Origin of the sequence: Thioclava indica, assembly GCF_000714545.1 — a bacterium.
Lineage (GTDB): Bacteria > Pseudomonadota > Alphaproteobacteria > Rhodobacterales > Rhodobacteraceae > Thioclava > Thioclava indica.
This window is the reverse complement of the sequence record NZ_AUNB01000030.1, coordinates 1-23,274: the sequence shown is the minus strand read 5'-3', so window position 1 is coordinate 23,274 and position 23,274 is coordinate 1. Positions and strand designations below refer to the sequence as shown.

The 23,274-nt window shown below is 61.9% G+C and carries 18 protein-coding genes; 12 read left to right on the top strand and 6 right to left on the bottom strand.

Annotated elements, in window-relative coordinates; genetic code table 11:
• Positions 1–29: 29 nt before the first annotated feature.
• Positions 30–1,319 carry a DUF3422 family protein gene (locus DT23_RS10870; RefSeq protein ID WP_038131191.1) on the top strand — a complete coding sequence of 430 codons (1,290 nt, stop codon included), beginning with the start codon at positions 30–32 and terminating at the stop codon, positions 1,317–1,319.
• Positions 1,320–1,338: 19 nt separating this feature from the next.
• Here the strand turns inward: DT23_RS10870 and DT23_RS10865 are convergent, their stop codons facing one another.
• The 3 genes from DT23_RS10865 to DT23_RS10855 all read right to left on the bottom strand — a co-directional run bounded on the left by DT23_RS10865 (position 1,339) and on the right by DT23_RS10855 (position 5,961).
• Positions 1,339–2,166, bottom strand: a complete 828-nt coding sequence (locus tag DT23_RS10865; protein ID WP_038131190.1) for an aldo/keto reductase — start codon at positions 2,164–2,166, stop codon at positions 1,339–1,341.
• A 79-nt stretch (positions 2,167–2,245) separates the two neighbouring features.
• Positions 2,246–3,754 carry a choline-sulfatase gene (betC, locus tag DT23_RS10860; RefSeq protein ID WP_038131189.1) on the bottom strand — a complete coding sequence of 503 codons (1,509 nt, stop codon included), beginning with the start codon at positions 3,752–3,754 and terminating at the stop codon, positions 2,246–2,248.
• 95 nt (positions 3,755–3,849) lie between these two features.
• The gene (locus DT23_RS10855; protein ID WP_038131187.1) at positions 3,850–5,961 is read right to left on the bottom strand and encodes a Hint domain-containing protein; all 2,112 of its coding nucleotides are present in this window, start codon (positions 5,959–5,961) and stop codon (positions 3,850–3,852) included.
• A gap of 723 nt (positions 5,962–6,684) precedes the next feature.
• Between DT23_RS10855 and DT23_RS10850 the strand changes: the two genes are divergently transcribed.
• Positions 6,685–9,474 carry a [protein-PII] uridylyltransferase family protein gene (locus DT23_RS10850; protein WP_038131186.1) on the top strand — a complete coding sequence of 930 codons (2,790 nt, stop codon included), beginning with the start codon at positions 6,685–6,687 and terminating at the stop codon, positions 9,472–9,474.
• Positions 9,474–9,740 (top strand): hypothetical protein, encoded by a 267-nt coding sequence (locus tag DT23_RS10845; RefSeq protein WP_038131209.1) that lies wholly within the window; start codon positions 9,474–9,476, stop codon positions 9,738–9,740. Before DT23_RS10850 ends, DT23_RS10845 begins: the two co-directional genes overlap by 1 nt.
• A 7-nt stretch (positions 9,741–9,747) precedes the next feature.
• Here DT23_RS10845 and eda read toward each other — a convergent pair whose 3' ends face one another.
• Positions 9,748–10,389, bottom strand: coding sequence for a bifunctional 4-hydroxy-2-oxoglutarate aldolase/2-dehydro-3-deoxy-phosphogluconate aldolase (eda, locus tag DT23_RS10840; RefSeq protein ID WP_038131185.1), 642 nt, complete (start codon positions 10,387–10,389; stop codon positions 9,748–9,750).
• Positions 10,390–10,525: 136 nt separating this feature from the next.
• On the bottom strand, positions 10,526–12,331 hold the full coding sequence (gene edd, locus DT23_RS10835; RefSeq protein ID WP_038131181.1) for a phosphogluconate dehydratase: 1,806 nt from the start codon (positions 12,329–12,331) through the stop codon (positions 10,526–10,528).
• A gap of 196 nt (positions 12,332–12,527) precedes the next feature.
• On the opposite strand from edd, the gene DT23_RS10830 reads away from it, so the two are divergent.
• The 7 genes from DT23_RS10830 to DT23_RS10800 all read left to right on the top strand — a co-directional run bounded on the left by DT23_RS10830 (position 12,528) and on the right by DT23_RS10800 (position 19,103).
• Positions 12,528–13,724: an RSP_2647 family RNA methyltransferase gene (locus tag DT23_RS10830; protein WP_038131180.1), complete on the top strand. Its 1,197-nt coding sequence runs from the start codon at positions 12,528–12,530 to the stop codon at positions 13,722–13,724.
• The gene (locus DT23_RS10825) at positions 13,721–14,263 is read left to right on the top strand and encodes an RSP_2648 family PIN domain-containing protein (protein ID WP_038131179.1); all 543 of its coding nucleotides are present in this window, start codon (positions 13,721–13,723) and stop codon (positions 14,261–14,263) included. Before DT23_RS10830 ends, DT23_RS10825 begins: the two co-directional genes overlap by 4 nt.
• 91 nt (positions 14,264–14,354) lie before the next feature.
• Positions 14,355–14,861 (top strand): DUF2478 domain-containing protein, encoded by a 507-nt coding sequence (locus DT23_RS10820; RefSeq protein WP_081847098.1) that lies wholly within the window; start codon positions 14,355–14,357, stop codon positions 14,859–14,861.
• A gap of 106 nt (positions 14,862–14,967) precedes the next feature.
• Positions 14,968–16,425 carry a glucose-6-phosphate dehydrogenase gene (zwf, locus tag DT23_RS10815; protein ID WP_038131177.1) on the top strand — a complete coding sequence of 486 codons (1,458 nt, stop codon included), beginning with the start codon at positions 14,968–14,970 and terminating at the stop codon, positions 16,423–16,425.
• On the top strand, positions 16,422–17,093 hold the full coding sequence (gene pgl, locus DT23_RS10810; RefSeq protein ID WP_038131176.1) for a 6-phosphogluconolactonase: 672 nt from the start codon (positions 16,422–16,424) through the stop codon (positions 17,091–17,093). Before zwf ends, pgl begins: the two co-directional genes overlap by 4 nt.
• A gap of 2 nt (positions 17,094–17,095) precedes the next feature.
• A complete protein-coding gene (pgi, locus tag DT23_RS10805; protein ID WP_038131174.1) occupies positions 17,096–18,703 on the top strand; it encodes a glucose-6-phosphate isomerase in 1,608 nt (535 codons plus the stop codon).
• Between the two features lie 79 nt (positions 18,704–18,782).
• Positions 18,783–19,103, top strand: a complete 321-nt coding sequence (locus tag DT23_RS10800) for a hypothetical protein (RefSeq protein ID WP_156023927.1) — start codon at positions 18,783–18,785, stop codon at positions 19,101–19,103.
• Here the strand turns inward: DT23_RS10800 and DT23_RS10795 are convergent.
• Positions 19,100–19,522, bottom strand: a complete 423-nt coding sequence (locus tag DT23_RS10795; RefSeq protein ID WP_038131171.1) for a DUF1489 family protein — start codon at positions 19,520–19,522, stop codon at positions 19,100–19,102. The genes DT23_RS10800 and DT23_RS10795 overlap by 4 nt on opposite strands.
• A 126-nt stretch (positions 19,523–19,648) precedes the next feature.
• Here DT23_RS10795 and DT23_RS10790 point away from each other — a divergent pair, with 126 nt between their 5' ends.
• Both DT23_RS10790 and DT23_RS10785 read left to right on the top strand, forming a co-directional pair.
• Positions 19,649–21,913: an adenosylcobalamin-dependent ribonucleoside-diphosphate reductase gene (locus DT23_RS10790; protein ID WP_038131165.1), complete on the top strand. Its 2,265-nt coding sequence runs from the start codon at positions 19,649–19,651 to the stop codon at positions 21,911–21,913.
• A gap of 313 nt (positions 21,914–22,226) precedes the next feature.
• Positions 22,227–23,274, top strand: a 1,048-nt coding sequence (locus DT23_RS10785) for an AAA family ATPase (RefSeq protein WP_051697220.1), incomplete at its 3' end; no start/stop codon positions are given.

The window sequence follows — 23,274 nt, the reverse complement described above, 5'->3', positions numbered from 1 at the left end:
AACAGACCTGTGAACTTCAGGAATTTGCGATGGACCCGATGTTTGATCACCCGCAGCGCTATGCGCTGGTAAACGAGCTGCACGCGCGCCCCTATCCCAAGCTGGGCGTGCCAAGCCATGCCGTTTACGTCGCTTTCAAAGAGCCGCGCGATGCCGCTAATCGCGACCGCGCCAAGGATCAGGCGCATCTGGTGGATCTGCTCAATCGCAGCGGCACGACCCCGCCGCATACGGGCATCACGCATTTTGCAGGCAAGATCGGGCGGCATGAGCTGAAATGGGAAAGCCACACCGAGTTCACGACCTATCTCGCCTTTGCGCCCGGCATTTCGTCGCGCCCCTTTGATCCCGCCGAGACCGAGATCTTCCCGCCCGACTGGATTGCGGCTGGCCCCGGTGGGCGGCTTGCGGCGGTGCAGATCCGCATCGAGCAACTGCCCGACGATCCAAATGATATCGACCCGCTTCTGGCGCAGTGGTTTGTCGCGGAAAGCCTCGTTTGCACTTGGGTTTTAGATGGCAGCGCAGTGGTTGCGGGTGATTTTCGACTTGATCCGAATGGCCAGATGCGGTTCGCGATTTTTGTGCGTCCGGGCACCGGGCCGGGGCGGATCGGGCGCACGGTGCAGCGCATCTGTGAACTTGAAACCTATCGCGCGATGTCGATGCTGGGGCTGACGCGCGGGCGCGATCTGTCGCGGCACTTGAACGCGCTGGACCCCCGTTTGACCGAGCTGGTCGAGGGGATGGGCGATGATGCGCGCTCGGCCGAGGCGACCTTGCACGGGTTGCTGGAAATCTCGGCAGAATTGGAAAGTCTTGCGGTGCAGCACTCCTTCCGCTTTTCGGCCACGGGTGCTTATGAGGCCATCGTGCGCGAGCGTGTCGAAAGCCTGCGCGAGTCCCGCTTTGAGGGGCGCCAGAAGCTGAGCGAGTTCATGGCGCGGCGCTATGATCCGGCGGTGCGCACGGTGAAATCTGCCGAAACGCGGCTGCGCCAGATGGTGACGCGGGCGGCGCGCGCGGGCGAATTGCTGCGCACACGGGTCGATGTCGAACGCTCGGCGCAAAACCAGAAGCTGCTGGAAAGCATGGATCGTCGGTCTGATCTGCAGCTCAAGCTGCAGCACACGGTCGAGGGGCTGTCGGTCGTCGCGATCAGCTATTACGCGGTCAGTCTGGCGGGCTATCTGGCCTATCCGCTGGCTAAACAGATCGGGATTTCCAAGGAACTGATGGTCGCCGGGCTAACGCCGCTCGTGATTTTGGCGGTCTGGCTGATGATCCGGCGGATTCATAACAGCGTGGGCGAGCACTAGGCCCGCCCAGGCGCGTGCCTCAGAAATCGGCGGTGGCAGGGTCGGGGCCGATCCGGCCATCTTTGGAATCGAGCGAGGCAATCTGCGCCATTTCCGCGTCGCTCAATTCGAAATCGAACACCGAGATATTCTCGCGCATCCGGTCGTGGTTCGCGGATTTCGGGATGGTGATCAGGCCAAGCTGGATCTCCCAGCGCAAGATTACCTGCGCGGCGGATTTGCCATAACGCGAGGCGATCTCGATCAAGGCGGGTTCGCCTAACACTTCGCCTTGCCCCAGCGGGGACCAGCACTCCGTCGCGATCCCCAGCTTGTCATGCACCTTGCGCTGCGCGGCTTGCTGAAAGCGCGGGTGCAATTCGACTTGGTTGACGCAGGGCGTCACGCCCGTCTCGTCGACCAGCCGCTCCAGATGATCGGGCAGGAAATTGGACACGCCGATGGCGCGCACGCGACCCTCATCGCGCAGCCGGATAAACGCCTTCCATGTCTCGACATATTTGTCTTTGGCGGGCATCGGCCAGTGGATCAGATACATATCGAGCGTCTCGAACCCCAGCTTACCCATGCTTTCATCAAAGGCGCGCAGGGTCTCGTCAAAGCCTTGCCGATCATTCCAGAGCTTCGAGGTCACGAAAATCTCGTCGCGCGCCACATCGCTTTGCGCGATGCCTTTGCCAACGCCCACCTCATTGCCGTAGGCGGCGGCGGTGTCGATGTGACGATACCCGTTATTGAGCGCGCTCATGATAATGCCGGGCGCTTCGTCATCGGGCATCTTCCACACGCCAAGCCCGAGTTGCGGGATTTTCGTGCCATCGTTGAGGGTGATCATCGGGACTGTCATTGCACTCTCCTGTGTTCGCTATTGGCGAACAGGATAGGGCGGCGCGCGGTTCCGAACAGGGTATCAACTGCGCGCGAGGCTATTCCCCGCGCGGAAAGCGTTTGCGGCTCTCCAGATCGTTGAGGTCCATGTGATTGCGCATATAGGCCTCGGAAGCCTTTTTCAGCGGCTGGTAATCCCACGGATACTGGCCGCCCTGACGCAGCGCCTCGTAGACGACCCAGCGCCGTGCCTGGCTTGCGCGCACGTCCTGATCGAAGCGATCCAAATCCCAGCGTTGGGCGGCCTCGGTCTTGAGCGTTGCCAGCGTGTCGGCATGGGCGGGATCGCTGGCGAGGTTGCTCAGCTCTTGCGGGGCGGCGTCAAGATCGAACAGTTGATCGGGGTCCAGCGCGCAGAGGTTGAGCTTGAAGCGCCCTTTTCGCAGGCTCACCAGCGGCGCATATGATGCTTCGGCGGCATATTCCATCGCGACCGGTTCAGCGCGCGGGATGCCTTGCGCCAGCGGCAACAGGCTGTGCCCGTCTAGCCATGGCGCAACCTCGTCCAGCGAAATCCCCGCCAGATCGCATAGCGTCGGCGTGACGTCGATGGTCGAGACCGGATCGGTGATCAGCCCCGGCGCAAGATCGGGATCGCAGATCATCATCGGCACGCGGGCCGAGCCCTCATAAAAGCTCATCTTGAACCAAAGGCCCCGCTCGCCCAACATGTCGCCGTGATCTGACACAAACAGGATCGTGGCCTCTTGGCGTGTGTCTTCCAGCACCTGCAACAGCTCGCCGATTTTGTCGTCGAGATAGGACAGGTTGGCGAAATAGGCGCGGCGCGAGCGGCGGATGTCTTCGTCTTTGATGTCGTAATCGCGCCAGTCATTGGCGTCGAAAATGCGCTTGGAATGGGCGTCCTGATCGTCATAGGGGATCGCGGGAACCTCTGGCTCCAAATGCGCGCAATCCTCATAGAGATCCCAGTATTTCTTGCGCGCGACATAGGGGTCATGCGGATGCGTAAAGCTGACCGTGAGCATCCACGGGCGCGCATCGCCCCCGCGCGCCAGATCATACAGCTTCATGCGCGCCTCATGCGCGACATTGTCGTCATATTCCATCTGGTTGGTGATCTCGGCCACGCCTGCGCCGGTGACTGATCCCATATTATGATACCACCAGTCGATCCGTTCGCCGGGTTTGCGGTAATCGGGGGTCCAGCCGAAATCGGCGGGATAGATATCGGTGGTCAGGCGGTCTTCAAACCCGTGCAGCTGATCCGGCCCGACGAAATGCATCTTACCCGACAGACAGGTTTGATAGCCTGCGCGGCGCAGATGATGGGCGTAGGTGGGGATGTCGGAACGGAACTCGGCGGCGTTATCATAAACGCCATTGCGCGAGGGCAGTTGGCCGGACATGAACGCCGCGCGCCCCGGCGCGCAAAGTGGTGATCCGGTATAGGCATTGGCAAAACGCACCGATTTTGCGGCCAGTTTTTTCAGGTTTGGCAGGTGAAGCCAGTCGGCGGGACCATCGGGAAACAGCGTGCCGTTTAGCTGATCAACCATCAAGATCAAGATGTTGCGCTGGGTCATGGCACTCCTCCGGGTGGGCTTGGCGCGCAAGAACCGCGCGCCTTACCCTCGCGTCTATCGAAGGCTTACGCCCCGACGCAACCCCGCGTCACGCCTCAGGCGACAAGCATCAGCCGCGCCTCGTGGCGTTTCAGGCTTGGGCGCGCTGCCGGGTAGGCGTGCAGCCCTGTTGCCAGTTCGGGAAACAGAGCCAGCAATTCGTCGCGCACGCCGATCTCCATATCGCGCAGCGTCGCAACACCCGGCTGGAAGCTTTCGCTCCACAGCCCGTCCGAAAAGACGATCTCATGCTGATCAAACATCAGGTGAATATAGGTCACCTCTTGCGCGCTGTCGTCAATCGCAATGCCGGGCAGCCCGTCAAGATGGCGCGCGGCTGCCAAGGCCTCGGGTTCCCCGCACAGCAATTCAGCGCGCGGCCCGTTCAACAGCAGGCGGTGCTGCGGCGAGACCTTCATCGCGCGCAGCGGCATGTCAGGGCCAAGCGCGCCGGGCGCAATCGCCACCGGGTAGAAGGCGGGCGTTTCGCGCAGCTCGTTCGCCGTCAAGTGACGCGTGCCGATCCAGCGGATCTCTTGATAGCCATTATCGCGCGTCAAAACGCGATCACCAACCACAAGCTCTTCGACCAAACGCTCGCCGTTATGGGTCGCAATCCGGGTGCCGGGCGTGAAACAGGGGATCACGCGCTCGATATTGCTGAACGTCATCGTGCCGATGACATTGCCCGATGTGTCGAGGAATTCGACCGAGCCGTTTTCGGGATTGGCCGGATCAAACGTGATATTCGTAAGGTCTTTGCCCCAGTCGCTAAGATCGAGCGTGTCGGCATCATTGCCGCCTTCGCCGCCGTCGATCACATCGCCATCGGTGAGATTGACGAACAGATCCTGATCGTCACCGCCCGACAGCGTATCCGCCCCGCCACCGCCGGTCAGCGTGTCATCGCCCGCACCACCATCAAGGCTGTCATTGCCGCTGCCGCCATCGACAAGATCATTGCCATCGCCGCCCAGCACGGTGTCATCATCCGCGCCGCCATACAGGCTGTCATCGCCCCCCGCGCCGTCGAGATAATCATCGCCCGCATTGCCGTAAAAGACGTTGGTATAGCCGTCGGTCGGATCGTTCGACGACCCGTCATAGCCCACCAGCGTATCGCCATAGGCCGAGCCGTAAAGCCCGTCCACGCCGCTCAGTGTGTCGCCCGCCGCATCCCCGCCCGAGGCCGTGCCCGCGCCCAGATCAATGTTCACGCCTGCGCCGCTATCGGTGTAATCGGCATAATCCATGCCAGCGCCGCCGCTGAGCACATCCGATCCCGCACCGCCATGCAGCGTATCGAGGCCCGCACCGCCCATAAGCGAGTCGTCGCCCGTGCCGCCATCAAGGCTGTCATCGCCCGGCCCGCCGTCCAAGGTGTCGTTGCCCGCGCCACCGATCAGCGTGTCATTGCCGTCCTCGCCCGAAATCGAGTCATTGCCCGCACCGCCATCGACTGAATCATTGCCGGTGCCCGCCATCACCGTGTCATTGCCCAACCCGGCAAGCACGGTATCGTTGCCCGCCCCGGCGCGGATGTAATCGTCATCGCCCGAACTGCCTGCCAGCCCCGCATCGTTATTGTCGACCTTGTCCGAGCCATCCGCGATCGGCTCGACATAAGAGCTGTCGATCAGATCATTGCCCGAGGTGCCGTCGATATAGCCATCGTCCCAGCCGGTTTGAAACCGGTCCGCGGCGAGGTTGGTGTTGGTATAGCTTTGGGCGGTTCCCAGCGAGATCGACTGAATCGGCTTGGCCTCATAGGCGGTGGTGTCGGCATTTGCCTCCAGTTCCGGCGCAAGGAACACCTTGCCATCCGTCGTTTGTACCACCACCGCCGTGACAGGGGCGGTCGTGCCATCAACATAGGTCAGGGTGGCATTGTAAACAACCAGCCCGTCATAGGTCAGCGTTTCGGTGCCATTGCCGATATCGGTGATGATCTGGTCGTTGGAATTGTTGTTATCAGTATCCAGCGCGCCTGACGTGCCGCCATTATCAATTGTCGTCGCCGAGGTGATGCGTTCAAAAAGCGGCGAGGTTGCGGTCCCGGCATAGACGTTTTGGAAGGCGTTATAATCCTCCATGCTGGAGTTGCCTTCGGTGGGATCAAGCATCGTGCTTGAGCTGCCCAGATAGATCCAGTTGAACGTCGTCGCCATAACGCGAAAGCCCTTAGGTTGCGCGCAGCGTCCATCGCGATTGCCAACTCATCCAATCCGCATAGGCGGGGATCAACGGGGACCTGTCCCGGTTCGAGAGACTGTGTACAAGACGACTGGTTACTGCTTTGATTGATCTTCGATATCAGTTGTTGCATTCAACTTATAGTTCGATGGCGCTTGTCATGCGGTATCTTTGTGGCGGAATTGTGATTGACGCTGCCAAGCCACTGTCTTTTCAGTCAGGTCGCCTGGCTCCCTCTCGGGCTCATGCAATGCATGACCCTGTTGGGCAATGGATCCCAGCCTTACGACAGATCTCTGCGACCGGCTTGCCTTGCGCGCCCTGCTTCAGGTTGAAGGCCTGTCTCGCACGTCCGAAAACTTCGATGCTTTCATGTGATTCCGCTCCTCTCCCAGCCAGGAAATCGTGCGGAAAACTCCAGTTTCAAACGATCCAGTTTTCAGGGGGGCAGAGCTATACGTCGAGTTTGATGTAATCATTCACGGCTGTTCACCAATGATGCTTGGGCCAAACATCTCGTTATGCGCCCGTATTTTCATCTTATCGGGTAACAGCCCCCATTAACTATTTTTGAAGTTTCATGGCGACTCATCGCGCGATTATACCCTGTGGATGCCTCCGGCGGGAGTATTTAGGGCTAGATGAAAGCGCGGTCCAATCCCCATTGACCGCCGCCCCCCGAGAGGTAATCTGCGGTCATGCCCTTTGCGTCGCGCCTTACCCGTTGCCCCATCCCCTTCGAGCCTGATCGCGCGCTGGAAGCCCGGACCCTGTTTGACGATCTTACGCCTGAGTTGCGTGATTTGCTGGCCGGGACGGCGGGGTGTAGCCCGTTTTTAAAAGGGTTGATGGAGAGCGAAACCGAGTGGCTGCGCGCAGCCATTGTGGGCAATCCCGAAACCGCGCTGGCCGAGGAATTCGCGCGCCTAGCGCCTGTGGCGCTGGGCGATCTGCCCTCAGAGTTGCGCCGTGCCAAGCGGCGTGTGGCGTTATTGGCGGCTTTGGCGGATCTGGGCGGGGTCTGGTGTTTGGAAGAAGTCACTGGCGCGCTCACGCGGCTGGGGGATCTGGCGGTTGATCTGGCGCTCAAGCGGCTAGTGGCCGAGGAAATCCGGCGTGGCAAAATTCCCGGCGCGCGCCCCGAAGACGCTGAGACGGCAGGGGGGATGGTGGCGCTTGCGATGGGCAAGATGGGCGCGGGGGAGCTGAACTACTCCTCTGATATCGACCTGATCTGCCTGTTTGACGAGACGCGCTATGACCCTGATGATCGGATGGAGGCACGCGCCGCCCTGATCCGTGCAACGCGCAAGATGGCGGCGATGCTGAATGACCGCACCTCTGAGGGCTATGTCTTTCGCACCGATCTGCGTCTGCGCCCCGATGCCAGCGTGACGCCGGTGTGCATCTCGATGGGCTCGGCAGAGGCCTATTACGAGGCTGAGGGGCGCACATGGGAACGCGCGGCCTATATCAAGGCGCGTGCCTGTGCGGGTGATATCGCGGCGGGCGAGCGGTTCTTGGCCACCCTGCGCCCGTTCGTGTGGCGCAAGCATCTGGATTTCGCCGCCATTCAGGACGCCCATGACATGCGGCTGCGCATCCGCGAGCATAAGGGCTTGGGCGGTCCGATCGAAGTGGCGGGGCATAATATCAAGCTTGGTCAGGGCGGCATTCGGGAAATCGAGTTCTTCGCCCAGACACGCCAATTAATCGCGGGCGGGCGTGATGAAAGCCTGCGCGACCGCACCACGGTGGGGGCGTTGCGCGCGCTGGCGGTCAAGTCTTGGGTGCCCTCGGACGTGGCGGAGGAATTGGTCGATCATTACCGCGTTCATCGCGAGATCGAGCATCGCATCCAGATGGTCAATGATGCCCAAACCCAGATATTGCCCAACACGCAAGACGGGCTGGCGCGGATTGCGGCGATGATGGGGCAGGGCGATGCGGGCGCTTGGACGCAGGCGCTGAAAGCGCGGCTGGAGCGGGTCGAAAGCCTGACGAACGCGTTTTTCGCCCCCGATGAGACCGCGCCGCGCCCCGATCTCAGCGACAAGGCCCGCACGCTGGTCGAGGGCTGGGTGGGCTATCCGGCGCTGCGCTCGGATCGCGCGCGGGGGATTTTCAAACGGCTCGAGCCCGAACTGCTGGGCCGGTTTCAGGCGGCGGCGGACCCCGACGAGGCCTTGGCGCAGTTTGACGGGTTTCTCAAACACCTGCCTGCGGGGGTGCAGCTTTTCTCGCTATTTGAGGCCAATCCAAGCCTGATTGATCTGATTGTTGATATCTGCGCAACGGCGCCCGCGCTGGCCAGCTATCTGTCGCGCAATGCCAGCGTGTTGGATGCGGTGCTGGGCGGGTCGTTTTTCGCGCCTTGGCCGGGGCGTGAGGGGTTGGCGCAAGATCTGGGGCGCCAGCTTGCGCGGTTGGATGATTACGAGGGCGCGCTGGATCTGACGCGGCGCTGGGCGAAGGAATGGAAATTCCGCGTTGGGGTGCATCACCTGCGCGCGCTGATCGAGGCCGAGCAAGCCGCGCGTCAATATGCCGATATCGCGGGGGCGGTTCTGGCCACGCTTTGGCCGATCGTACAAGGGGAATTCGCGCGCCGTTACGGTCCGCCTCCGGGGCGTGGCGCGGTGGTTTTGGGGATGGGCAGCCTTGGGGCCGAGCGGCTGAATGCGCAATCCGATCTGGATCTGATCGTGATCTACGATGCCGCGGGCCAAGAGTATTCCGAGGGCAAGAAACCCTTGGCGGCGAGACCTTATTACGCAAAGCTCACGCAGGCTTTGATCACCGCGCTGAGTGCGCCGATGCCCGAAGGCACTCTGTACGAGGTGGACATGCGGCTGCGCCCGTCGGGGCGTCAGGGACCGGTTGCGACGGCGCTGCAAAGTTTTGCCGATTACCAGATGACCGAGGCTTGGACTTGGGAGCATCTGGCGCTGACGCGGGCGCGCGCCGTCGCGGGCGATCCCGATCTGGCCGAAGAGATCGAAGCGATCCGGATGCAGGTTTTGGCGGCCAAAGGGGGCGAGGACACGGTGCTGGCGGATCTGGCGCAGATGCGCGCGCGGATATTTGCAGCCAAGCCTGTGGATGGACCGTGGGAGGCCAAGATCGGCCCCGGTCGGTTGCAGGACATTGAACTAATTGCGCAAAGTTTCGCCCTGCGTGCCGGACAGCCCGCGCGCAAGGTTGAGGCGCAGCTACGGATCGGTCCGCGTGAAGGCTTTGTGAGCAAGGAAGACGGCGCGGCGCTGGCCTCGGCCTATCGGCTTTTGTGGCATCTGCAATCGGGGGCGCGCTTGCTGTCTGACCGCGCGCTCAATATGGATGCAATCGGTGCGGGGGGCCGTGCCTTTGTGCTGCGCGAAACCGGCGCGGATAGTCTTGAGGCGCTGGCCGACCGGCTGGAGAGCGTGACGCATGAGGTGGCGCGAATTGTGGATCAGGTTCTGGGGGCTGAATGGGACGCAAGCTGATGGATATCAAACAGGCCGATCCCAAAGGGTTGATCCGCGAAAGCTATCGGATAGAGGGGATTTCGCTGGATGAGTGCCGCTCGATTCTTATGGATTGGGCGCTGAGCCTGCCGGTGGATTGTGACACCCAAGAGGCGATCCGCACGGTTTTGCTGGCTTATGAGGCCGCCGAAGATCATCCGATGAGCGCGGTTTTGGCCGAGGGGCTAGGCCGCGAGGGGCAAACGCCCGCGCGCCGGGGGGGCTGGCGCGGGCGTCGAGTGTAGCGCGGGCTTAGCGCGGAAGGGCTGCAGCCTCGGCGGCAAGCGCCTCGATGCCAGCCCAATCGCCCGATTGCACCAGAGTGTCGGGCGCAACCCAAGATCCGCCTGCGCAAAGAACGTTCGGCAGGCTTAGGTAATCATTCGCATTCTTCAGGCTGACGCCGCCCGTCGGGCAAAATGAAACCTGTGGAATTGGCGCACCGATTGCCTTGATCGCAGGCGCGCCGCCCGAGGCCTCGGCTGGGAAGAATTTCAGCACGTCATAGCCCATTTCAAACAGCTTCATCACCTCGGACGCCGTGGCCGCACCCGGCAAAAGCGGCAAGCCTTCATCTTCGCAGGCTTTCACCAGACGCTCAGTCGCGCCCGGAGAGACGCCGAATTTCGCGCCCGCCGCCTTGGCTGCCTTGACATCGGCGGGCGTCAGCAACGTGCCTGCGCCGACCATTCCGCCTTCGATATCGGCCATCGCGCGGATCGCATCCAGCGCGCAAGGCGTGCGCAAGGTCACCTCCAGCGCGGGCAACCCACCTGCGATCAGCGCCTTTGCAAGCGGGGCGGCATGGGTCACATCGCGCACCACGATGACGGGCACGATCGGCGCGAGTTCACACACCTTGCGGGCGGCTTTGGATTGCTCTTGAGGTGTCATTTTGGGTCTCCAGTCTCAGGCCGCCGCGCGGGCGGAAGATGCGGAACGCCTCCGGCGGGGGAGTATTTGCGGCTAGATGAAAGGCCGGGGTCTATTTTCATCTAGCGAGAAATACTCCCGCCGGAGGCAAGAAAAGTTAAAGCACCACGCTGGCACCCTCGGTGGAGGGGCCGACATGGGCACGAAACGCGCCGAACAACTCGCGCCCGAGGCCGAATTGATTGGCCGAGAGGTCGGGCTGAACGGGGCTGCGCTCGGCAAAGCCTTCGCTCAGGCAAGTCAACTCGCCCGAAAGCGCATCGAGACGCACGATATCGCCATCTTGCAGCTTGGCCAACGGACCGCCATCGGCCGCCTCTGGGCTGATATGGATCGCGGCGGGCACTTTGCCGCTTGCACCAGACATCCGCCCGTCTGTGACGAGCGCCACCTTGAGGCCGCGATCTTGCAACACCGACAGAGTCGGGGTGAGCGAGTGCAATTCGGGCATGCCGTTGGCCTTGGGGCCTTGAAAGCGCACGACGACCACGGTGTCTTGCGTGAACTCGCCGCGTTTGAAGGCTTCTTTCACATCGTCCTGATCGTGGAAAACGCGCACCGGAGCCTCGATGTGGCGGCGTTCCTCGGCCACAGCCGAGACCTTGATCACGCCGCGCCCGAGATTGCCGTCAAGCTGCTTGAGCCCGCCGGTTGTCTGGAACGGATCGGCGGTCATGCGCAGCACTTTTTCGTTCTGGCTGTCCACTGGGCCATCGACCCACGCCAGACCTTCGGCGGTGATCTTGGGTTCCTGAATGTAATGTCCCATCCCTTCACCCGAGACGGTTTTGGCGTCTTCATGCAGCAGCCCCGCGTCGAGCAGGTGGCGGATCATGAATTGCAGCCCACCCGCTGCGTGGAAATGGTTCACATCGGCCAGACCGTTGGGATAGACCTTGGCCATTAGCGGCGTGACCGAGGAGACCTCGTCGAAATCGGCCAGATCGAGGATAATCCCGGCCGCACGCGCCATCGCGGGCAGGTGTAGGATGTGGTTTGTCGAGCCGCCCGTCGCCATCAGTCCGACCAGCCCGTTCACAAAGGCTTTCTCATCGAGGATTTCCCCGGCAGGGCGGTAGTCATTGCCCAAGGCGGTGATCTCGGCGGCGCGTTTGGCACCGGCGACTGTCAGCGCCTCGCGCAGCGGGGTGTTGGGGTTAACAAACGAACTGCCGGGGAGGTGCAACCCCATGAATTCCATCAGCATCTGGTTGGTGTTGGCGGTGCCGTAAAAGGTGCAGGTGCCGGGGCCGTGATAGCTGGCCATCTCGGCCTCCATCAGCTTGTCGCGGCCTACTTCGCCGGTGGCGAATTGCTGGCGCACGCGGGCTTTTTCATCATTGGGCAGGCCGGTTGTCATCGGGCCTGCGGGTAGGAATACCGCCGGGATATGACCGAACGTCGCCGCAGCCATCACCAACCCCGGCACGATCTTGTCGCACACGCCCATGTAAAGCGCGGCGTCGAAGGTGTTATGGCTGAGCGACACAGCCGCGGCCATTGCGATCACGTCGCGCGAGAACAGCGACAGCTCCATGCCCGGCTGGCCCTGCGTCACGCCATCGCACATCGCAGGCACGCCGCCGGCAACCTGCGCCGTGGCGCCGATTTCGCGCAGCGCGGATTTGATCAGCTGGGGGAATGTCTCGTAGGGCTGGTGGGCGGACAACATGTCATTATAGGCGGTGACGATGCCGATATTGGGCGCACGTCCAGCGGCCAGAGAGTCCTTGTCCTGCCCCATCGCCGCATAGGCATGGGCCTGATTGCCGCAAGACAGGTGGGCGCGCGTGGGGCCGGCATCGGCGGCGGCCTTGATGCGCGCAAGGTAGTCGGTGCGCGGTCCTTCAGAGCGGGCGCGAATCCGGTCGGTGACTCGGGCGATGGTGGAATTGAGCGTCATGGGCAGGCCCTTTCCAAGCTGGCAATTGCGTCAGGCGGCAGGACCGCCGGTTTGGATATGTTTTACGCCGTTAGCGCTAACAAGGCAACCCACGGCGGCTATCAATGATCTGGAGCGCGCAGGCCTTGTAACAAGGAACGGCCTTTCGCGGCTTTGCACAAGGGGGTAGAAAGGCGCGTGTAGTTTAGGAGTTCTCATGACCGATCCCCGTCCCGTTATCCGTTTGCGCCCCAAGGCCGAGGTCCGTGCGATCCGCCATGGCTTTCCTTGGGTGTTCGCCGACGAGCTGGTCGTTGACCGGCGCACCAAGGCGATTGTGCCGGGCACGATTGCCACGCTCGAAGATGCGGAGCGCGTGCCGCTGGGCACGGTGACGGTCAATCCGAACTCCAAAATCATCGCGCGGATGCTTGATCGTGACCCCGAGGCGCAGATTGACCGCGCCTGGATCGCGGCGCGGCTGGAACGCGCTTTGGCGATGCGTGCACGCCTGTTTGATCAGCGGTTCTATCGCCTCGTGCATGCCGAGGCCGATGGCCTGCCCGGCGTGATCATCGACCGCTTCGGCGATGCGGCGGTTATCCAGCCCAACGCTGCTTGGTCCGAGGTGATGATCGAAGATCTGGCCGCTGCGCTGTGTGAGGTCACGGGCGTCACGACTGTGCTAAAAAATGCCTCGGGACGCGCGCGCACCCTTGAGGGGCTTGGCGAAGAAACCGTGCTGTTGCGCGGCGCACTGGAGGCCCCGATTGAGGTGCCGATGAATGGCGCGACCTATCTGGCTGATCTGCTGGGCGGGCAGAAAACGGGGCTGTTCTACGATCAGCGCCCCAACCACGCCTTTGCGGCGCGGCTTGCCAAAGATGCGCGGGTCTTGGATGTGTTTACCCATGTTGGTGGCTTCGCGCTGGCGGCTTTGGCAGGTGGGGCGGCGCAGGCGCTGGCGGTTGATAGCTCGGCCCCTGCGCTGGCTTTGGCGCAAAAGGGCGCAGAGCTGATGGGCGCATCGGATCGCTTTGACACGCGCAAAGGCGACGCGTTTGAGCAGCTTGAGGCGCTTGGCGCAGAGGGGGCGCAATTTGATCTGGTGATCTGCGACCCGCCCGCATTTGCGCCTGCCAAATCGGCCCTGCATTCGGGGCTGCGCGCCTATGAGCGCATCGCGCGGCTGGCGGCCCCCTTGGTCGCGCCTGGGGGCTACCTGGTGCTGTGTTCGTGCTCGCATGCCGCTGATCTGACGCAATTCCGCTCGTCCTGCACGCGCGGGATCGGCAAGGCAGGGCGCTCGGGCCAGTTGATCCATACCGGATTTGCGGGGGCCGATCATCCGATGCAGCCCCAACTTGCCGAATCGGGCTATCTGAAAGCGCTGTTTTATCGGCTCGACGGATGAGGGCCGTCCTCGACGCCTGTGTCCTCTACCCCACCGTGCTGCGCGAAATCCTGATCGGCGCGGCGCGGGCGGGGCTGTATCGCCCGCTGTGGTCGGCGCGCATCCTTGAGGAATGGGCCCGCGCGGCTGCCCGGCGCAACCCGGTCGATGAAACCTTCGCGCGCGGCGAAATCGCCTTGCTGCGCGCCGCTTTCCCCAAGGCCGAGATCGCCGCCCAGCCGGGGTTAGAATCGCGCCTGCACCTGCCGGACGAAAACGATATTCACGTCTTGGCGGTGGCAATCGCAGGCCACGCCGATGCGATCGTGACCTCGAACCGGGCGGATTTCCCGCGTGGCACGCTCGCAGGTGAGGGGCTTGAACGCCGTGATCCTGACGGGTTTTTGTGGCAGCTTCTCTCTGAGGATCCCGAGCAGATGCGCGCGATCACCGAAACGGTACGCGCAGAGGCCGAAAGGCTGTCGGGTCAACCCCAACCGATCCGGGCGCTGATGAAGCGCGCGCGCCTGCCGCGCTTTGGCAAGGCCTTGGCGGGTTGAATTTCATCTAGCCTAAAATACTCTCGCCGGAGGCTCCCGCCCTTGGTCAAACGCGCCAAGCCTTGACGGTTGGTAAAAGCCTCGCCAAACAATGGCTATGCTTGGATTTATCACCTGTCCTGTTCGCGGCGAGGCCGACCGTCTGATCGCAGATCTCGCCGAGCGGCTTTTGGCCGAAGGGCGCGATGTGATCGGCATGGTGCGCGCCGATGTTGCGCCGAAATCAGATTGCGAGATGCATCTGCGTCTGCTGCCCGAGGGCGACACTCACACGATTTCGCAAGATTTGGGGCGCGGCGCAGATGCCTGCGTTCTTGATGCGGGCGCGCTGGAACAGGTGGTTGCGCAGGTCGCGCGTGCTCTTGAAGGGGCCAGCCCCGGCACGATTGCGCTGTTTAACAAGTTCGGCAAGCAAGAGGCTGCAGGTCGGGGATGTCGCGATCTGATTGCGCAGGCGATCAGTGCAGATCTAACGGTGATCGTGTCAGTGCCGCCTGAAACGCGCGCTGATTTTGACGGCTTCACCGAAGGGTTTGCCCAGCAAATAGAGCCAAATACCGACGCACTTGCCGCTTTTTTGGACAGTTGCGCGCGCTGAGGGCCGCCAATCCTTTGCCTTCAATTCGCGCAATGCTAGACTTGAGGAACGAACGCGACTAGAACAGGGTCGTTAGCGCTAACAGACCCCAAGAATGGAGCACCCCATGGTTTCGCGCGTCATTCCCGTTGATCGCTTTGATCTGGTTATTTTCGGAGCCACTGGTGATCTCGCCAATCGCAAGATTTTGCCCGGCCTCTACCGCCGGGTTTTGGCGGGCCAAATTCCCGAAGGCTCGCAAATCATTGGTGCGGCCCGCTCCGAGATGGACGCTAAGGAGTTTCGCGAGCAGGTGCGCGGCGCGATTAATGAACATGTCTCCCCGTCCAAGATTGACCCCGAGGCGGTGGAGCAGTTTCTCGCAATGCTCGATTACGTCGCGATTGATGCCAAGGGTGATGGCGGCTGGGACGATCTGAAAGCCAAGGTGCGCCCGGATGCGATCAACGCCTTCTATTTTTCGGTCGCACCGGCACTGTTCGGGGATCTCGCCGAGCGGCTGCACATGCGCGGCATCGCCGGTCCCGATGCGCGTATCGTGGTGGAAAAGCCCTTTGGCCGCGACTTGGCCTCGGCGCGTGCGCTTAATGCCACGCTGGCGGCCCATTTCGACGAAACCCAGATCTACCGGATCGACCATTATCTGGGCAAAGAGACGGTTCAGAACCTGATGGCGGTGCGCTTTGCCAATATCCTGTTCGAGCCGCTCTGGAATGCCCAATTTGTTGATCATGTGCAAATTACAGTGGCTGAAACGGTCGGTGTGGGCGGGCGAGGGTCGTATTATGACAAGTCGGGCGCAATGCGCGACATGGTGCAAAACCACATGATGCAACTGTTGTGCCTGATCGCGATGGAGCCGCCCTATCACTTTGACCCTGACGCTGTGCGCGACGAAAAGCTCAAGGTGATCCGGGCGCTGCAGCCCGTTGCGCCCAACAATATCGTGCGCGGTCAATATCTTGGGCGCGGTAAGGATGCGGGCTATCTTGAAGATAGCGAAGACCCCGAGTCCAAGACCGAAAGCTATGTAGCGCTGAAATGCCATATCGCGAATTGGCGCTGGACGGGCACGCCGTTTTATCTGCGCACGGGTAAGCGGCTGCGCGCGCGCACCTCGGAAATCGCGATCACCTTCAAAGAGCCGCCGCATTCGATCTTTGACGAGGCCGAGGGCGATTGGCGCGAAAACGTGCTGGTGATCCGGCTGCAACCAAATGAGGGCATGAACCTCAAGATGATGATCAAGGAACCGGGGCCGGGCGGAATGCGCCTTGTTCAGGTGCCCCTTGATATGTCCTTCGCCGAGGCGCTGGGCGAGGAGGGGGCCGAGATCACCGACGCATATGAGCGCCTCATCATGGACGTGATCCGGGGCAATCAAACGCTGTTCATGCGCGGCGACGAGGTCGAGGCGGCATGGGCCTGGACCGACCCGATCATCGAGGGCTGGGAGGCGCGCGCCGACCGCCCGCAACCCTATGATAGCGGCACGTCGGGGCCAGATGACGCGCTGATGCTGATGCATCGCGATGGCCGTCGCTGGCGGGAGATTCGCGAATGAATTTCAAGGCTTATCCTGATCGCGATATGCTGATGATCGGTCTTGCAGATCGCATCGCCAGCCAATTGCGCGAGGCGATCCGCGTTGATGGTCACGCAACGCTTTCGGTGCCCGGTGGCACCACGCCGGGGCCGATTTTCGACACGCTCAGCGCGGTTGATCTTGCGTGGGATAAGGTCGCGGTTCTGCTTAATGACGAGCGCTGGGTGGATGAAACCTCGCCGCGCTCGAACACCCGTCTGATCCGTGAGCGCCTGCTGACAGGGCGTGCCGCGGCGGCGACGCTGGTGCCGCTTTACGCCGATGCCGCGCGCCCCGAGGACAAGATGGAGGAACTGGCCGCCGGCATTGAACCGCATCTGCCGATCTCGGTTTTGCTGTTGGGCATGGGCAACGATATGCACACCGCCAGCCTGTTTCCCGGCGCGGACCGGCTGGACGAGGCGCTCTCTGATGATGCGCCGATATTGCTGCCGATGCGCGCCGAGGCCGCAGGCGAGCCGCGCATCACCCTGTCCGCGCGCGTGTTACGCGATGCGATGCACATTCATATTCTGATCACCGGGGCCGAAAAGCGCGCCGCAATCGAGGCCGCACAATCCCTTCCTGAGACACAGGCGCCGGTGCGTGCCGTTCTCAAAAACGCCACCGTTCATTGGGCTGAATAAGCATGACCACCTGGAAAAATCTGTTGTCGAAATCCGAGGCGGTGAAATCCCGCCCGATTGCGGAATTGTTCGTTAATGACAATCGTGCTGCAGGGTTCACCCGTGAATTCGGGCCGTTTATGTTCGATTTCTCTAAGACCAACATTGACGCTGAAACGCTTGAGATGCTGCTGGAACTGGCCGCCGAGCGGAACGTTCAAGCGCGCGCCGAGGCGATGTTCAGCGGCGCAAAGATCAACGAGACTGAGGGGCGCGCCGTGCTGCATACCGCGCTGCGCAACCTCGATGCGTCGGTGATCGTGGACGGTCACGACGTTATGCCCGATGTGCGCGCGACCTATGAAGCGATGGCCGGTTTTGCGCGCGATCTGCGCGCGGGGCGGTACACGGGGCAGGGCGGGGCGATCACCGATGTGGTCAATATCGGCATTGGCGGCTCTGATTTGGGCCCTGCGATGGCGACCATCGCGCTTGCACCCTATCACGACGGGCCGCGCTGCCATTTCGTGTCAAATGTGGATGGCGCGCAGATCCATGATACGTTGGCCGGGCTGAACCCGGAAACGACGCTGGTGATCGTGGCGTCCAAGACCTTCACGACAATCGAAACGATGACCAATGCCGAGACGGCGAAACGCTGGATGGCGGAAAAGGTCAGCGATCCGGCGGCGCAATTTACCGCCCTTTCGACGGCGGCCGACAAGACGGCGGCTTTCGGGATTGCCCCCGAGCGCGTCTTTGGATTCGCCGATTGGGTGGGCGGGCGCTACTCGATGTGGGGGCCGATCGGGCTGTCGCTGATGATCGCCATCGGCCCCGAGGATTTCGCCGATTTCCTGCGCGGTGCAGCCGAGATGGACGCCCATTTCCGCAGTGCCGATTACGCCGAGAACCTGCCTGTGCTGCTGGCACTTGTCGGCATCTGGCACAATCAGTTTTGCGGCTACGCGACGCGCGCCGTGCTGCCCTATGAGCAGCGCCTATCGCGTTTGCCCGCCTATCTTCAGCAGCTTGAGATGGAGAGCAACGGCAAGCGCGTTTCGATGGATGGCAAGGATCTGACGGTCAATTCCGGCCCCGTCGTCTGGGGCGAGCCCGGCACCAATGGCCAGCACGCGTTTTATCAGTTGATCCACCAAGGCACGCGGGTGGTCCCGTGCGAATTTATGCTGGGGGCCGAGGGCCATGAACCCGATCTGGCACATCAGCACATGTTGCTGATGGCGAACTGTCTGGCGCAATCCGAGGCGCTGATGCGTGGGCGCTCGTTGGCAGAGGCCACGGATATCATGCGCAAAAAAGGTCTCGAAGGCGCTGAGCTGGACCGTCAGGCGCGCCACCGCGTTTTCCCCGGATCGCGCCCCTCGACCACTTTGCTGTATCCCAAACTCACGCCCGAGGTTCTGGGCGGGATCGTCGCGCTTTATGAGCATCGGGTGTTTGTCGAGGGCGTCATTTTGGGCATCAACAGCTTTGATCAATGGGGCGTGGAGCTGGGCAAGGAATTGGCGCTGGCGCTGTCTCCGGTGCTGGAAGGGCAAAGCGACGGGGCGGATAAAGACGGCTCCACCCGTCAGCTTGTCGCGCGCATCCAGACCCTGCGCGGCTGAGCATCTCGCAATCGTGACGGAACATGCTTAGGGGCGCTGCGTTTTTTCGATGAAGCGCGCGGTTTAAAGGAGTTTCGTGATGATTGAGAAAATGAGTGAGTGTCCCGCTGGCATGACCGGTTTGACCGTATCGGGCACTGTCGTCTCGCGCGATGTGAATGAGGCCGTGCGTATGCTGGCCCCGGTAGATCGGCTGTTGGTGCAGGTTGCGCCGCGCTTTGACGGCTATATGGCCGAGCTGGTTGGCGGGATGCATCGCGCCTGTCGCGAGGGGCAGGCCAAACGCTGCGCGCTCGTCGTGCCCGAAGACATGGCGTCCGAGGCCACGATGCAGGGCGAGGGTGCGGGCTTTCGCGTCTTTACAACCCGCTCTGATGCCGAAAGCTGGCTCAGCGCCTAGCGCAGTCCGATTTCCGATAAAGCGACCGACAGTTCGCGCGGCAACGCCTCTTCGCGGGTGCGCCCCTTGGGCAGGTCGCGCGGGGCATCGTCGATAGCGAGATAGCGCCAGCCTTGGAAGGGGCGGCGCATCATCGCCTCGGTGCGCACCACATCGCGATCAAGGATGATGGCGCAGCGCGAAATCCCGTCTTCGCCGATGCGCTCTTCCAGTCCGATCACGCGTTGACGCGCCAGCACCGCGCCCTTGAACACCCAATAGAGCGAGCCGCCGTTTAATATCTCATCGCCGCGCTTGGGCCACATCCGCGTGACATGCATCGCAGGCCCGCTGCCATAGCGCTGCGCCTGCCATTGCAGCAGGTCCTCAACCTTCTCCGCGCCCACGCAGAGTTTGATCAGATGCACTATATCGGCCATGCTACCCCCTAGCTCACATCAATATAATGCGTCAGCGAGGGCGTGCAATGCGTTGACCGCGCAGATTGTGGCGCGTATCTTGGTAGGCCCTCATAAATCACAGTGAACACCCCAAAAGGATGCCCCATGACCCGTTTTGCCGCCCCGATTGCACGCCAGATCTGGGACATGAAATACCGCCTCAAAGAGCAAGACGGCACGCCGATTGACGGCACGGTCGAGGATAGCTGGCGCCGTATCGCGCGCGCTCTTGCAGTGGTCGAAAAAGACCCCGCCGAATGGGAAGAGAAGTTCTACAACGCGCTGGAAGATTTCAAATATCTGCCCGCAGGTCGGATCACCGCCGGGGCAGGGACGGGACGTTCGGTGACGTTGTTCAACTGCTTTGTGATGGGCACGATTCCCGATCATATGGGCGGGATTTTCGACATGCTCAAAGAGGCCGCGCTGACGATGCAGCAGGGCGGCGGAATCGGCTATGATTTCTCGACCATCCGCCCCAAAGGTGCCGAAGTGAAAGGCGTGGCCGCAGATGCGTCCGGCCCGCTGTCGTTCATGGATGTGTGGGATGCGATGTGTCGCACGATCATGTCGGCAGGCTCGCGGCGCGGTGCGATGATGGCCACGATGCGCTGCGATCACCCCGATATTGAGCAGTTCATCACCGCCAAGCAGGACTCGGCGCGGCTGCGCATGTTCAACCTTTCGGTGCTGGTCACCGATGCCTTCATGGAGGCCGTCAAGGCCGATGGCCCGTGGGAGCTGACCTTTGGTGATCGCGTCTATCACACGCTGAACGCGCGCGATCTGTGGAACAAGATCATGCGCGCGACCTACGATTTCGCCGAACCGGGCGTGATCTTCATCGACCGCATCAACCAGATGAACAACCTCAACTATTGCGAGCAGATCGCGGCCACCAACCCCTGCGGCGAGCAACCTTTGCCGCCCTATGGCGCGTGTCTCTTGGGTTCGGTTAACCTCGCGCGTCTTGTGACCAACCCGTTTGAGACGCAGGCCGAACTGGACCCGGTGAAGCTTGACGAGATCGTGCGCCTCGCGATCCGCATGATGGATAACGTGGTCGATGCCAGCCGCTTCCCGCTGCCCCAGCAGGAAGAAGAGGCGCGCAACAAACGCCGGATCGGGCTTGGCGTGACGGGTCTGGCTGATGCGCTGCTGATGCTGGGCCTGCGCTATGGCTCTCCCGAGGCGGCCGCGCAGACCGAGGCCTGGATGAAGCTGATCGCGCGCGCGTCATATCTCGCCTCGGTCGATCTGGCCCGCGAAAAGGGTGCTTTCCCGCTGTTTGACGCCGAAAAATATCTCGCCTCGGGCAATATGATGCAGATGGATGAGGACGTGCGCGCAGCGATTGCCAAGCACGGTATTCGCAACGCGCTGCTGACCTCGATCGCGCCCACTGGAACGATCTCGCTTTACGCGGGCAATGTCAGTTCGGGGATCGAGCCGGTCTTTGCCTATGCCTACACGCGCAAAGTGCTGCAGCCCGATGGCTCGCGCACCGAGGAAGAGGTCGTGGATTACGCCGTGCAGATGTGGCGTGATCTGAAAGGCGACGCGCCTTTGCCGGACCATTTCGTCAACGCCCAAACGCTGGCCCCGCTGGATCATGTGCGCATGCAGGCGGCGGCGCAGAAATGGATCGATTCCAGTATTTCAAAGACCATCAACTGCCCCGAAGACATCGCCTTCGAGGATTTCAAATCGGTCTATATGGAGGCATGGGATAGCGGCTGCAAAGGCTGCACGACCTATCGTCCCAATGATGTGACGGGCTCGGTTTTGAGCGTGTCCGAGGCGTCGGAAAAGGCGCCCGAGACCGATCAGGGCGCCGATGTAGTCTATCTAACCGAGCCGCTGGATCGCCCCGCCGCGTTGGAAGGCTCGACCTATAAGATCAAATGGCCCGGCTCGGAACATGCGATCTACATCACCATCAACGACATCGTCCAGGGCGGTCATCGTCGCCCGTTCGAGGTGTTCATCAACTCCAAAAACATGGAGCATTTCGCCTGGACCGTCGCGCTGACGCGGATGATCTCGGCGGTGTTCCGGCGCGGCGGTGATGTGTCCTTCGTCGTCGAAGAGCTCAAAGCCGTGTTCGACCCGCGCGGCGGGGCGTGGATGTCGGGCAAATACGTGCCCTCGATCCTGGCGGCCATCGGCGGCGTGATCGAGCGCCACCTGATCGCCACCGGCTTTATCGAAGGAGAGGGCATGGGTCTGAAAACCGACCCCGAGGCCGAGAAAATGATCGTCGGCGAAGCCCCCCGCGGCAAAGCCTGCCCGTCCTGTGGCAGCTACGCCATGCGCATGGTCGAAGGTTGTATGACTTGCGCAGATTGCGGGCATAGTAAGTGCGGGTGAGTTTCTAAGCCCAGATATTAGTATTGAACGCAGCATAAAATGTCCATTCCGGTAGGTTTTTGTCCATTATCGGAAGCATAAAGTGACCACCGAAGGTTTGGCTTTCGGTGGTTTTCTTTTATTTCAATATGTTAGGTGATGACCGGATTTCGCGCTTCAGACTGGGTTTTCCAACAGGTTGGAGCGGTTGACGCGCGCATCCAAAGCTGACCTATCTCCAACAAAACCCGGGTTCCTCATCTCATCGCCTCTCGAACATCCGTTCGTGAGGGCGCATTGGCGGCGCGTGCCGCCTGTCCAGAAGGAGCCTGCCATGTCCGCCCCATTTCGCATTGTCGCTCTGCGCTTTGATCTCGAGACCTCTCCGCAGAAGATCGAGCAACAGCTCATCGCGTTCCTGCGCGCGTTGCGCTGGAAGGCGCGCGGGTTTGACCCGGCGGATCTCGAAGACGCGCGCGAGGCGGATGACTGGAGCGAAGAGTTGCTCGCTTGCAGTCCTAGTCGGCACGATTGCGATAAAATCCGTCGCCGAGCAAATGCGCTTGCGGATCGACGTCTGCGGGCATCAGGGCTGGCGCATCTGGACAAGGACACGCGAGAGAAGTTGCGCGGGCTCAGCGACGGTGTGCGGGTGGTTCAGCTGCCAAGCGCGCATCGCGCCGACGAGATTGCAGCGACGCTGCACGATGAGATGCCCTGGATGGCGCAGGCGACCACGCTGGCTTGGCACGCGATGCGCGAGAGCGTGCGCAGTGGCGCGCCCGCGTTGCACTTGCCGCCGATGCTGCTCGACGGGCCGCCGGGTGTCGGCAAAAGCTACTGGGCGCGGCGGTTGGCGGAATTGATCGGCACACCTTCGGAGCTGATTGACGCTGCAAACGAACCGGCTGGTTTCGCGGTGGCTGGCAGCCAACGCGGTTGGGCGACCGCGCAGTCGGGGCGTCCGGTCGAGCTGATCCTGCGCGAACACGTGGGCAATCCGGTGATGGTGATCGATGAGATCGACAAGGTTGGCGATGTGCGCTCGAACAAAGGTGTCAACTTTGCGCTGAGCAATGCGCTTCTACCGCTGCTTGAGCCGCTCAGCGCGCAGGCCTGGAGTTGTCCCTTCTTCCGGGTGCGCTTCGACTTGCGTTGGATCAACTGGATCCTGACCTCGAACAATCGCCGCAACGTGCCCGCACCGCTGCTCAGCCGCTGCCGGGTCGTCGGTGTCCCGCCGCTTTCAGGCGCACATCTGGCGCATTTCGCACGCCGAGAGGGCGCGGCGCGGGGCCTGTCGGAGGATGCGATTGCAACCTTGGCCGAGAGGCTTGAAGGTTCCTGCCATCGCTTTGACCTGCGCGCGGTGATCAAGCTGA